The organism is Cryobacterium psychrotolerans (genome assembly GCF_900101115.1).
Lineage (GTDB): Bacteria > Actinomycetota > Actinomycetes > Actinomycetales > Microbacteriaceae > Cryobacterium > Cryobacterium psychrotolerans.
The window spans coordinates 316,968-329,377 of the sequence record NZ_FNFU01000002.1; the positions used below are offsets into that span (position 1 = coordinate 316,968).

A 12,410-nucleotide genomic window follows, 5' to 3' on the forward strand; every position below is an offset into this window, starting at 1 on the left:
GGGCGTTCCCCAATTGTAGGCAGCCCCAACCGGCCCATTGGGGCGCGGCGGCGGCCTTAACCGGACTGGGTTACCCCCAAGTCGGGGGACGGTCCTCCGCCTGGTCGGCCGGCAGATCGAGCACCTCGATGACATCGAGAACGATCACGGTGACGTTGTCACGACCGCCGTTCTCGAGGGCGGCGCCGAGCAGCGCACCGGCCGCGTCATCCGGGTTGGGATTGGACATGAGGTAGTGACGGATGCCGTAGGCCGTGAGCTCTTTGGTGAGCCCGTCGGAGCAGACCAGCAGGCGCATTCCCGGCCTCGCCGGAACGATCCGGTAGTCGGGGATGGGCGGCTCATGGAAGCCGACCGCGCGGGTGATGACGTTGCCGTGGGGGTGCACGTCGGCCTCTTCACGGGTGATCTTCCCCGCGTCGACGAGCTCCTGCACGACCGAGTGGTCGGTTGTCACCTGCTCGAGGACGCCGCTGCCGAGCTGGTAGACGCGCGAATCGCCGATGTTGAAGATGATCCACTGCGGCTCTCCGGCGACGACCGCCAGGGCCGCTCCGGTCACCGTCGTGCCGGTGCCGTTGTCGGTCACACCGGCGCCCGAGGCCATGTCCTCGACGGCAAGACTGAGCAGACGCGCGATGGATTCGGCGTCGGGGTCGGTCGCGCCGGCGAGCTCGGCGAGCCTGGTCACGACGGCCGCGCTGGCAACGTCACCCGCGGAGTGACCTCCCATGCCGTCGGCGACCGCGAAAATGGGCGCTTGGGAGAGGAGGCTGTCCTCGTTGACCTCGCGGCGGTGCCCGGTGTCGGTGACTGCCGCCCACGCCAGGGTCACGCTTGTGTGGCTGGTGGGCAGGGAAACCGTGTGCCGGGGCGAGCCTTGACCTATCTGGGTCACGCGTGGTGCCTTCCGAATTCGGTCTGATGGTGGTGGAGAACGGCTAACGCTCGCTCGCGGGGAGGACTTCGACGATATTACCGTCCCCGATGTCGACCGTCGTACCCGGGGCGACCGCCAGGGACTGTCCCGGGGCCAGCCGCTGGCTTCTTCCGATCTTTCCGCGCGGCGGATTCACCAATGTCCCGTTGGTGGAGTTGAGGTCGGTCACCACGACGGTGTCGCCCTCCTGCCGGATTTCGAGGTGCGTCGCGGAGACGGCGGACGTGGGCGAGGTGACCGTGACCAGCCGGGGCAGGGGGCCGCCGGTGATGCGCGGCGACCGCGGTCGGCGGCCGAGGAAGTAGACGGCATCCAGTCGGCGCTCCTCGCCGTCCGGGAGCCGGAAACCGTAGTGGGTCCCGCGGGCGAGCGGGGCGGCCTCGGCAGCCGGCCGCCGTTCACGCCGTTCCCGGCGCCGGGCGATGACGGTGTCCTGTGCGGCCTGTGGCGGCCGGACAACGGTGTCCGCGTCCGCCAACGAAAGCGGTGCCGGAACGGGAACCGGGAGCGGTGCCGGGGCGTGAACCGGGAGCGGTGCCGGCCCGCGGATGATCGTGTCATCGTCCTCGCGTGCGAGTGCCGCCAGCGACCAGAACAGCGTGTCGGCCGCGATTGCCCCCAGTTCGACCGTCCGGCCGGAATCCAGCCGGCTCGCAGGCACCACGTCGGCCAGCGGGGAACCGATCACCAGGCCGATCACGGATCGGAAGTCGGCGAGGAGCCAGGGGCGGATGTCCCGGTCGGTGAACCGTCGAGAGCCGCCCACCGAGAATACGTCGACCGCGATCCGGCCCCGCACGACTGCGGACACCGGGATTCCGTCGCTATCGGTCGGGTCACCCGGCACGACCACGACGAGGTTCGCGACGGCGTCTTCACCGGCCAGCGGCAGGAGGGAGACGAGGGCCTCGATGGTGATTCGTGGCTCCGAGACCAGTCCGGTCAGTTTCGCCACAATTCCGGGATGTGTGCCGGCGGGGACTGCGGCGAGGAAGGCCCGCCCCGCGACGAACGTCCACTCCCCGCTGCCCCCGGGCGTCAGCCCGTACCCGACCCGTGCCATCGTTCTCCGTCCCGTCCGGTGACTAGGCGCCGATGTAGGACATCACGTGCTTGATGCGCGTGTAGTCCTCGAAGCCATACATCGACAGGTCCTTACCGTAGCCGGAGTGCTTGAATCCGCCGTGCGGCATTTCGGCCACGATCGGGATGTGGGTGTTGATCCAGACGACACCGAAGTCGAGTCCCTTGGCGAATCGCATCGCGCGGCCGTGGTCCCTGGTCCAGACGGACGACGCCAGTCCGTAGTGCACGTCGTTCGCCCACCGCATGGCCTGCGCCTCGTCGGCGAACTTCTGCACCGTGATGACGGGGCCGAAGATCTCGTTCTGCACGGCTTCATCCGTTTGGCGAAGGCCGCTGACGATGGTCGCCTCGTGGAAGTAGCCCGTGGCTCCCTGACGGTGGCCGCCCAGTTCGATCCGGGCGTGGTCGGGCAGCCGGTCGATGAATCCGGAAACCTGGGCGAGCTGGTTGGCATTGTTCACCGGGCCGAAGAGGATGCTCTCATCGCCCGGCGCCCCGGTGGTCGCGTTCTCCCTGGCGTAGGCGCTGAGTGCGGAGACGAACTCGTCGTGGATTCCCTCCTGCACGAGCAGGCGCGTCGCCGCCGTGCAGTCCTGTCCGGCGTTGAAGAACCCGGCGGCGACGATGCCGGCGACGGCCAGCGGAATATCGGCGTCGTCGAACACGATCACGGGGGCCTTTCCGCCGAGCTCGAGGTGGACTCGCTTGAGGTCGTTCGCGGCGGCCTTCGCCACCTCCATGCCGGCGCGGACGGATCCCGTGATCGAGACCAGTTGCGGCGTCTTGTGGTCGATCATCGCCGCGCCCGTGCCGCGGTCGCCGGTGATGACGTTGAGCACCCCCTTCGGGAGGAACTCCGCGGCGACCTCGGCGAGCAGCAGCGTCGCGCTGGGCGTGGTGTCGGAGGGCTTGAGCACGCTCGTGTTGCCGGCGGCGAGCGCCGGGGCGAATTTCCACACGGCCATATTGAGCGGATAGTTCCAGGGCGTGACCTGCCCGACGACGCCGATCGGCTCCCGCCGGATGAAGGACGTGTGGTCCTTCATGTACTCGCCGGCCGAGCGGCCCTCGAGGTTCCGTGCGGCGCCGGCGAAGAAGCGGATCTGGTCGACGGAGAGCAGGATCTCGTCCTGGACGAGGGAGGCGCGCGGTTTGCCGGTGTCACGCGACTCCGCGTCGGCGAACTCGTCGGCCCTGGCCTCCATCGCGTCGGCGATGCGGAAGAGGGCGAGCTGGCGCTCCGCCGGAGTCGACTCCCCCCACTGCTCGAACGCGCTGGACGCCGCCGTGTAGGCGTCGTCGACGTCGGCCGCATTGGACACGGGGCTGGTCGCGTAGACGGCCTCCGTCGCGGGATCGATCAGATCCAGGCGCGCCTCGGACCTCGAGTCAACGTACTCACCGTTGACGAAATTGCGTAGTTCGCGAACGCTCATGGCTCCTGGACTCCCTGGGTGATGGCCGGCGGGGCGGCCGGGCCGCTCCATCGGCTCCAGCTTATCCGGCGGAGCGGAGCGCGCGGCAGGCGAAATACTTGGATTCCGCAGCATATTGGTCGCCAAGCTGCGGATTCGCTTGCCGAGGGGCCGTTTCACTGACACAATCGATGTCATGAACCCAAATGGACGCGGAGTGGGCGGGAAGCCGGCGCAACTGGACGATGTCTCCAAGAAGATCATCGAGCAGCTGCAGGTCGACGGACGCCGCTCCTATGCCGAGATCGGCAAGGCCGTGGGCCTGAGCGAAGCCGCGGTGCGCCAGCGGGTTCAGAAACTAACGGATGCCGGCGTCATGCAGGTCGTCGCCGTGACCGACCCGATGCAGCTCGGCTTCTACCGCCAGGCCATGATCGGCATCAGGGCCACCGGCGACGCGAGGGAACTCGCCGACACCCTGGCCGCCATCCCATCCGTGGACTACGTCGTCCTCACGGCTGGATCGTTCGACATCCTGGTCGAGGTCGTCTGCGAAGACGACGAGGAGCTGATAAATCTGCTCAATTCGCAGATCCGAAATCTCAAGGGCGTCACCTCAACCGAAACCTTTGTCTACCTCAAACTCCACAAACAGTTGTACAACTGGGGAACGCGATAAAAAATGACCATGTCAGAACAGGCCGTTCCGGCCCACCACCACTCTCACATCCCCGCTTCGGCACTGGCGCCGGGCGAGTACAGCGACGCCGACAACGCGTCGATGCAGCAGAAGGCGAAAGACCACCTCTGGATGCACTTCTCGCGCCAGTCAGTGATGGAGTCCGGCGCCGGTGTGCCGATCATCACCAAGGGCCAGGGCCACCACATCTGGGACTCCACCGGCAAGAAATACATCGACGGCCTGAGCGGGCTGTTCGTCGTCAATGCCGGCCACGGCCGCAAGCGCCTCGCCGAGGTCGCCGCCAAGCAGGCCGAGGAACTGGCGTTCTTCCCGATCTGGTCCTACGCGCACCCGTCGGCGATCGAGCTCGCCGACCGCCTGGCCGCCTACGCGCCGGGCGACCTGAACCGGGTCTTCTTCTCCACCGGCGGCGGTGAAGCCGTCGAGACGGCCTTCAAGCTGGCCAAGTACTACTGGAAGCTGCAGGGCCGCCCCACCAAGCACAAGGTCATCTCGCGGGCCGTCGCCTACCACGGCACCCCGCAGGGCGCGCTGGCCATCACCGGCATCCCGGCCATGAAGGAAATGTTCGAGCCGGTCACCCCGGGCGGATTCCGTGTGCCGAACACCAACTTCTACCGGGCGGACGAGATGGGTTCCGGCCTCGGCCATGACCTCGAGGCCTTCGGCCTGTGGGCGGCCAACCGGATCGAAGAGATGATCCAGTTCGAGGGCCCGGAGACGGTCGCCGCCGTGTTCCTGGAACCCGTGCAGAACTCGGGCGGCTGCTTCACCGCCCCTCCCGGATACTTCAAGCGGGTTCGCGAAATCTGCGACCAGTACGACGTGCTGCTCGTGGCCGACGAGGTCATCACCGCGTTCGGTCGCATCGGCAACATGTTCGCCTCGACGACCTTCGGTATCGAGCCGGACATGATCACCTGCGCCAAGGGCATGACGAGCGGCTACTCGCCGATCGGCGCGACGATCGTGAGCGAGCGGATCTACGAACCGTTCAAGCACGGCGACACGGCGTTCTACCACGGCTACACCTTCGGCGGGCACCCGGTGTCCTCCGCCGTGGCGCTGGCCAACCTCGACATCTTCGAGGAGGAGAAGCTCAACGAGAACGTGCGCGAGAACTCGCCGATCTTCCGCGCGGAGCTGGAGCAGCTGCTGGACCTGCCGATCGTCGGCGACGTTCGCGGCGAGGGTTACTTCTTCGGCATCGAGCTGGTCAAGGACAAGGGCACCAAGGAGACGTTCAACGACGACGAGTCCGAGCGTCTCTTGCGCGGCTACCTGTCCAAGGCGCTGTTCGAGGCCGGGCTGTACTGCCGCGCCGACGACCGGGGCGACCCCGTCATTCAGCTCGCTCCGCCGCTGACCATCGGCCCGGCCGAGTTCCGCGAAATCGGCGAAATCCTGCACGGCGTGCTCTCCGAGGCGCCTCAGCACCTCTAGAACGGGTCCATCGATCCGGCGCCGAGCGCCCGCCCCGGATTGCCCTCGATACATGCGTTCAGGCCCAGGTGCCCAAGTGTGAGCGGAGGGTGCGGCGCGCTCGGGAGTACCGTGCGCGGGCGGCATCCGCTCGAATGCCGAGCACCGTCGCCGCCTGAGCGATGGTCAGGCCCTCCCAGACAACGAGGGTGACCAGCTCCTGATCGCGCGGGGAAAGTGCGGCAAGGGCGGGGGCGAGGTGGGCCGGCGAGCATCCGGCTCACTGGCGGTCGTTCGTCCCTTCTCAAACCGCCCTCCCGCGGATATCGTGACAGCGACCCGGAGGTGATGTGATCGTATCTGCCGACAGGCGAACGGTTGGACGCATGTTCATCACGGCGCTTGCGGTGACGTTCGTCGCGGTCGCGTTGAGTGGGTGCCTCAGCCCGCGCTATGTCGACATGAACACGGAAGAGCTCATCTCCACCGTGCAGGGCGGGGAGTATGACGAGGTCCGCGGCAAGGGCCCCGCTTGCGATGCCGCCTCCGCCCTGGGCCTGCGCAAGGCGGAGGCCGCAGTGGACGTCCTCATCGACGCCCTGTCCGGTCCCGCAGAAGACTGCATGGCCTCGGCGCTTGGACAGATCGGCGATCCCCGGGCCGTCGAGCCGCTCCTCGATGCAATGGCAGACGAGTGCGAAGGATTTGACCGGAAACTGAGAGATGACGACACCTACGACGTGACGGACGTCTGTCTCGACTTCCAGTCCGCCGACGATGCACCCATCGCGATCGGGAACGCGGCAGTAGATCCGCTCCTGGCCCTGGCCGGCGTCGGCGCCGAACCCCAAGCCGAACTCGCAGTTGTTGTGCTCGGCGAAGTCGGGGACTCGCGCGCCGAGACATACCTCGTCGAAAGGTTGGCCAACTACCGGAGCTCCACGAGAGAAACGATCGAACCCGAGTTCGTCCGGCGTCGTGCCGCCGAGGCCCTCGCCAAAATCTTCCGCAGCCACGTCGAGAGTCTCCTGCCGCGGCTTCAGTCGCAATCGACGGTGGGCATCGCGTACGGGATCATCGGACTAGGCCAGTCCAGCACCGAGCCGGACCTCATCCGGGCGCTGCAGACGTTTGGCGACCTGCCACTGGCCGAGTTTTATCTCAACTGTGGGCGCCCCAGCCTCGAGGCAGCAGCCACGGACTGGGGCGTCGAACATGGCTACACGCTGCGGTATCCGCTCCCCCGGATCGGTGGCGGCACGGCCCCGCGGGGGTGGGGAGACCTCTAGCCTGGAAGGTTGCGCGATGCATCGCATTCTCCGCCAGCCCGTCGACCGCTCGGAGCACATGCCGGCGCTCGCTTGCCGGCTGGGCGAGCAGCTACGTGTCACTCATCGCCCACGTTCGTAGCCGACGAGCCAGTGGAGTCCATGACGGTCGATGACCTGGCCATCCGAAGCGCCCCAGGGCTTTGGGGCAAGGTCGTCGACGACCTGGCCGCCAACTGCGAGTTTGTCGAACCACTCATGGAGGACGTCCGGTTCGGCGGTCCCCAGCAACGAGAGCATGACGCCTTCAAGCCGGACACTCTTCTCGCCTGCTGCTGCATCGGCTCCCGCCAAAGCAACGACGCCGTCGAGCACTCCGTGAGCTATGGCATGTGGCGGGCCGTCGCTGCGACCGAAGTCCTCGTAGGTGTGCAGGGAGAGCTCTCCACTGAATACGTCCGCGTAGAAGCCGAGCGCTTCGCGCGCTGTGCCGGGGAAAGTGACATAGATCTGCGGCGCCGTCATGTGCACAGCCTACAGATGCGACCTAACACCGATCGCGGGGGCCGCGGGGCTAGCCCGCCGCCTCCGCCTCTTCCGCCGCTTCGCCCGGAGTGACCGCGTAGGCCCACTCGGGCAGGCGGCCCGTACTGAACAGGGTGTACAGCAGCCGGGCCATGCTGTACTCGGGGTCGAGGGCCAGCGCCTGGTCGACGAAGATGCCTGCGACGGATCCGCGCCCCAGTGCCCAGGACAGCCAGGCCAGCATGCACAGCGGGGCCGGGCGTGCGCGCCGCGGCGCCAGCGCGACGATGGTCTTGAGCATGCGGATCGCGCGCTCGACCCGATCGGGGTCCGGCCGCTCGGTACTGAGACCGAGCATGAGGTCGCCGGTGCCCCTTGGGTCGCCGCGGACGCCGGATTCCTGCTCCGCCCGGATGATGTCGTCCATGCTGCGTCCGGTGATCCGCTGGATGGCCGCGTAGCGTGCATTCAGCTCGAACGTCCGCACGCCGACCTGCCGGCCGAAGGCGAATTGCAGCATCATCTGGTCGCGGTTCGCGGGGCCCTGCACGAGGTACAGCAGGATGGCCGCATCCTCCGCCTCGAGGGCGAGCACGTCCCAGTCGAGGGCGGCCTCAGCGGTGTCGACCGGGTCCAGGACGTCGCCGATCATGGCGACCAGTTCCGGCTGGGTGCCGGCCTCGCCGCCCAGGCGCTGGAACCGGGCGAAATCCCGGGAGAGGCGTACCTTCATGGCCGCGTCGACCACCGGGAGGTCGGCGAGGCTGCTCAGCGTGGCGAGGTCGCGGCGGGCCTCCTCCGGGATGGCTTGGGTGGCCGGCGAGCCGGCGATGTCGCTGAGCGGGCGCCCTCCGGCCGGGCAGTCGGGGTCGAGGTACGACCCCCACCCGTCTGCCGCCACGCAGAGGGCGTCGCGCACCAGGAAGCCGGCCAGCTCCGCCCGTTTGACCAGGGTGTCCACGAAACGCTCGTGCGGGATCCCGGAGAGTCCGCCGAATCGGGCGTCGGTGTAGCTGACGGGCACGACCGCGTCGACGCCCGGGATTTTGCACAGCGCGCCGACCAGCGACGTCGCGATGCGCTTGTACAGCTTCGGCGCCAGGGTCGGGTCCGGCAGGTTGAAGCGCAGGGCGCCGCAGGTGCGGGTGCCGCGGAAGGCGACGAGGACGATGCTGTTCTCCGGCAGGAAGCCGGCCAGTTGGGGCACGAGCGCCAGGAAGTCCTGCGCCCGCCCGGTCTTGACGATGTTGGTTGGCATGCGGCAACCCTGCCCCGCAGGCGTCGCCGCCGCACCGCAGCGTCCCGACCTGGGGATAACTCCCCCGGCCTCGGACCTGTGGGGAGCGCCGGCGCTAGACCTCGGCGACCGGGGCCGCGAACTGGGCGTTGTAGAGGGCGCGGTAGGCGCCGTCCGCGGCGAGGAGTGCGGTGTGGCTGCCCTGCTCGACGATGCGACCGGCCTCCATCACGAGGATGAGGTCGGCATCCCGGATGGTCGACAGCCGGTGCGCGATGACGAAGCTCGTGCGGTCGGCGCGGAGTGCGCTCATCGCCTTCTGCACGAGCACCTCCGTGCGGGTGTCCACCGAGCTCGTCGCCTCGTCGAGGATGAGCACGCTCGGCCGGGCGAGGAAGGCCCTGGCGATCGTGAGCAGCTGCTTCTCCCCCGCGCTCACATTGCCGCCCTCGTCGTCGAGCACGGTGTCGTAGCCTTCCGGAAGCGAGTGCACGAACCGGTCGACATAGGTCGCCCTGGCCGCTTCGCGGATCTCCTCGTCCGTGGCGTCCGGCCGGCCGTAGGCGATGTTCTCGCGCACGGTTCCCCCGAACAGCCAGGTGTCCTGCAGCACCATGCCCATGCGCGAGCGCAGCTCGTGGCGGGTCATCGCGGCGATGTCGACGCCGTCGAGCGTGATGCGGCCGGCGTCGAGTTCGTAGAACCGCATCATCAGGTTGACCAGGGTGGTCTTGCCCGCCCCGGTCGGTCCGACGATGGCGATCGTCTGCCCGGGTTCGGCGACGAGGCCGAGGTCGTCGATGAGCGGCTTGTCCGGCAGGTAGCGGAAGGACACCTGCTCGAAGACCAGCCGGCCGCGGGTGGCGTCGGGGACCTTCGCCGGCTCCGGGTCCGGACTCTGCTCCTCGGCGTCGAGGAGCTCGAACACGCGCTCGGCGGATGCCACTCCGGACTGCAGCAGGTTGGCCATCGACCCGAGCTGGGCGAGCGGCTGGGTGAACTGCCGGGAGTACTGGATGAAGGCCTGCACGTCGCCGAGCTGCATCGCTCCTGAGGCGACCTGGAGTCCCCCGACGACCGCGATCCCGACGTAGACGAGGTTGCCGATGAACGTCATCGCCGGCATGATCAGGCCGCTGACGAACTGGGCGCCGAAGCTGGCCTCGTACAGCTCCTCGTTCTTGGCACCGAAGCGCTGCTCCACCTCGCGCTGGCGGCCGAACACCTTGACCAGCGCGTGGCCGGTGAAGGTCTCCTCGATCTGGCCGTTGAGCTCGCCGGTGTTCTTCCACTGCTGGGCGAACAGCTTCTGTGACCGCCTGGCGATGAGCACCGTGGTCACGAGCGTCAGCGGAACGGTGACCAGGGCGAGCAGGGCGAGCACCGGCGACAGGATGAACATCATCACGATCACGCCGATGACCGTGAGCAGCGAGGTGACCGCCTGGCTGATCGACTGCTGCAGGCTCTGGGAGATGTTGTCGACGTCGTTGGTGACCCGGCTGAGCAGCTCGCCGCGCTGAATGCGGTCGAAGTAGCGCAGCGGGAGCCGGTTGACTTTCGCCTCGATCTCCTCGCGCAGGCGGTACACCGTGCGCTGCACGACCCCGTTCAGCACGTAGGCCTGCACCCAGGCGAACACCGAGGAGAGCACGTACAGGGCCATCGCCCAGAGCAGCAGCGTGGACAGCGCCACGAAGTCGATCCCGACCCCGGGCGTCAGCGTCATGGCGCTGAGCATGTCGGCCTTCGCGTCCTCGCCCGCCGCACGCAGCTGCGAGACCAGGGCCGACTGGGTCGCCCCGGCCGGCAGGCCCTTCGAGATGAAGCCGGCGAAGATCAGGTTGGTGCCTTCGCCGAGCAGTCGCGGTCCGATCACCGAAAAGGTGACGCTCGCGACGGCCAGGAAGAGGACGAGGGCCAGCCACAGCCGGTCCGGACGCAGCGTGCCGAGCAGGCGCCGCGCGGACGGCCAGAAGTCCATCGCCTTCTCGGCGGGGACGTTCATGCCCCCGAAGGGACCGCCGCGGCCCATCGGCGGACGGGCCGGGGTGGCCCTGGCGCTCTCGGTCGTGCTCATGCCACTTCCTCCGCGGCCAACTGGGACGAGACGATCTCCTGGTACGTCTCCGAGGTTTCAAGCAGCTCCTCGTGCGTGCCCTGCGCGACGATCCGCCCGTCGTCGAGCACAAGGATCTGGTCGGCCTCGACGATGCTCGACACCCGCTGCGCGATGATGACCATGGTCGCTCCGTCGGTGTTGCTCTTGAGGGCCAGCCTGAGGCGGGCATCCGTCGCCGTGTCCAGCGACGAGAAGGAGTCATCGAAGATGTAGAGCTCGGGCCGTTTGACGAGCGCCCGGGCGATCGCCAGCCGCTGTCGCTGCCCGCCGGAAACGTTCGTGCCGCCCTGCGAGATGGGGGCGTCGAGGCCGCCGTCCATTTCGGCGACGAAGTCCCGGGCCTGGGCCGTGGTGAGGGCCAGCCAGAGTTCATCCTCCGTGGCATCCGGCTTGCCGTAGAGCAGGTTGCTGCGCACGGTGCCGGAGAACAGGTACGGCTTCTGCGGCACCAGCCCGATGTGACCCCAGAGCAGGTCAGGGTTCAGCTCCTTGACGTCGACGCCGTCGACGAGCACGGATCCGCTGGTGGCGTCGAACAGCCGCGGCATCAGGTTCACCAGGGTGGTCTTGCCTGAGCCGGTGCTGCCGATGATGGCCGTGGTCTGCCCGGAGTGGGCGACGAAGCTGATGTCGCTGAGCACGGGCTCCTCTGCTCCCGGGTAGGCGAACCCGACGCCGCGCAGTTCCAGTTCGCCGTGGCCGATGGTCTCGTTGACGGGATGCTCCGGCGGGCGCACGCTGGACTCGGTCTCGAGCACCTCGCCGATACGGTCGGCCGAGACGGTGGCTCGCGGGATCATCACGGCCATGAACGTGGCCATCATGACGGCCATCAGGATCTGCATGAGGTAGCTGAGGAAGGCGATCAGCGTGCCCACCTGCATCGAACCATCCTCGATCCGGAACGAACCGAACCAGATCACGGCAACGCTGGAGGCATTGAGCACGAGCATGACGACGGGGAACATGAGCGCCATCAGGCGTCCGGCGCGCAGGGCCGTGTCGGTGACATCGGCGTTGGCCGAGGCGAAGCGCCGGCTCTCGACGTCTTCGCGCACGAACGCCCGCACCACGCGGATGCCGGTGAGCTGTTCGCGAAGCACGCGGTTGACGGCGTCGATCCGGGTTTGCATCAGCCGGAAGAGGGGCACCATGCGCGAGACGATCAGGCCGACGGCGACGAGCAGCACGGGGACGGCCACGGCGATGAGCCAGGACAGCTGCACATCCTGCCGGACGGCCATGATGATGCCGCCGATGCTGAGGATGGGCGCCGTGATCATCAGCGTGCTGGTCATCAGCACGAGCATCTGCACCTGCTGCACGTCGTTCGTCGAACGGGTGATCAGGGAGGCTGCGCCGAACCGGGTGACCTCCTGTTCGGAGAACTCGCCGACGCGGCTGAAGACGGCTCCGCGCAGGTCGCGGCCGAGCGCCATCGCCGCCTTGGCGCCGAAGTACACCGCGGTGATGGCGCAGGCGATCTGCACCAGCGTTATGAGCAGCATGAGCGCGCCGGTGCTGAGGATGTACGCGGTGTCGCCCTTGGCGACCCCTTCGTCGATGATGTCGGCGTTCAGTGTCGGCAGGTACAGCGACGCGATCGACTGCGCGAGCTGGAACACGACGACGAGCACAAGCAGGCGCCGGTGCGGGCGCAGGTAGCGCACGAGAAGCTTCCAGAGCACGGGT

Annotated in this window: 10 protein-coding genes and 1 pseudogene; 3 read left to right on the plus strand and 8 right to left on the minus strand. The window is 67.9% G+C overall.

The features are described from left to right. Positions 1 to 70: 70 nt before the first annotated feature. Genes BLQ39_RS03080 through BLQ39_RS03090 form a run of 3 tightly spaced genes read right to left on the minus strand, consistent with a single transcriptional unit; the run spans position 71 to position 3,462 of the window. Positions 71 to 898: a PP2C family protein-serine/threonine phosphatase gene (locus BLQ39_RS03080; protein WP_092321628.1), complete on the minus strand. Its 828-nt coding sequence runs from the start codon at positions 896 to 898 to the stop codon at positions 71 to 73. 43 nt (positions 899 to 941) lie between these two features. Then, positions 942 to 2,003 carry an FHA domain-containing protein gene (locus tag BLQ39_RS03085; protein WP_092321629.1) on the minus strand — a complete coding sequence of 354 codons (1,062 nt, stop codon included), beginning with the start codon at positions 2,001 to 2,003 and terminating at the stop codon, positions 942 to 944. A 22-nt stretch (positions 2,004 to 2,025) separates the two neighbouring features. Next, on the minus strand, positions 2,026 to 3,462 hold the full coding sequence (locus tag BLQ39_RS03090) for a gamma-aminobutyraldehyde dehydrogenase (RefSeq protein WP_092321631.1): 1,437 nt from the start codon (positions 3,460 to 3,462) through the stop codon (positions 2,026 to 2,028). A 175-nt stretch (positions 3,463 to 3,637) separates the two neighbouring features. Between BLQ39_RS03090 and BLQ39_RS03095 the strand changes: the two genes are divergently transcribed. Together BLQ39_RS03095 and BLQ39_RS03100 are read left to right on the plus strand one after the other, a co-directional pair. Beyond that, positions 3,638 to 4,120, plus strand: coding sequence for an Lrp/AsnC family transcriptional regulator (locus BLQ39_RS03095; RefSeq protein ID WP_092321726.1), 483 nt, complete (start codon positions 3,638 to 3,640; stop codon positions 4,118 to 4,120). 9 nt (positions 4,121 to 4,129) lie between these two features. Then, complete coding sequence (locus BLQ39_RS03100) at positions 4,130 to 5,587, plus strand: aspartate aminotransferase family protein (RefSeq protein WP_092321728.1); 1,458 nt, start codon at positions 4,130 to 4,132, stop codon at positions 5,585 to 5,587. A 58-nt stretch (positions 5,588 to 5,645) separates the two neighbouring features. On the opposite strand, the pseudogene BLQ39_RS03105 reads toward BLQ39_RS03100, so the two are convergent. Then, a pseudogene (locus BLQ39_RS03105) lies at positions 5,646 to 5,804 on the minus strand (sigma factor-like helix-turn-helix DNA-binding protein); the annotation flags it as partial. Positions 5,805 to 5,952: 148 nt separating this feature from the next. On the opposite strand from BLQ39_RS03105, the gene BLQ39_RS03110 reads away from it, so the two are divergent. Further along, positions 5,953 to 6,855, plus strand: coding sequence for a HEAT repeat domain-containing protein (locus BLQ39_RS03110; protein ID WP_092321634.1), 903 nt, complete (start codon positions 5,953 to 5,955; stop codon positions 6,853 to 6,855). Positions 6,856 to 6,957: 102 nt separating this feature from the next. Here the strand turns inward: BLQ39_RS03110 and BLQ39_RS03115 are convergent, their stop codons facing one another. The 4 genes from BLQ39_RS03115 to BLQ39_RS03130 form a co-directional block, all read right to left on the minus strand. After that, a complete protein-coding gene (locus BLQ39_RS03115) occupies positions 6,958 to 7,359 on the minus strand; it encodes a VOC family protein (protein ID WP_092321635.1) in 402 nt (133 codons plus the stop codon). Between the two features lie 49 nt (positions 7,360 to 7,408). Next, positions 7,409 to 8,617 (minus strand): DUF4192 domain-containing protein, encoded by a 1,209-nt coding sequence (locus BLQ39_RS03120; protein ID WP_092321637.1) that lies wholly within the window; start codon positions 8,615 to 8,617, stop codon positions 7,409 to 7,411. 94 nt (positions 8,618 to 8,711) lie between these two features. Continuing rightward, positions 8,712 to 10,676, minus strand: coding sequence for an ABC transporter ATP-binding protein (locus BLQ39_RS03125; RefSeq protein ID WP_092321638.1), 1,965 nt, complete (start codon positions 10,674 to 10,676; stop codon positions 8,712 to 8,714). Then, positions 10,673 to 12,406: an ABC transporter ATP-binding protein gene (locus BLQ39_RS03130; RefSeq protein WP_092321640.1), complete on the minus strand. Its 1,734-nt coding sequence runs from the start codon at positions 12,404 to 12,406 to the stop codon at positions 10,673 to 10,675. The genes BLQ39_RS03125 and BLQ39_RS03130 overlap by 4 nt, the downstream gene beginning before the upstream one ends. Positions 12,407 to 12,410: the final 4 nt, after the last annotated feature.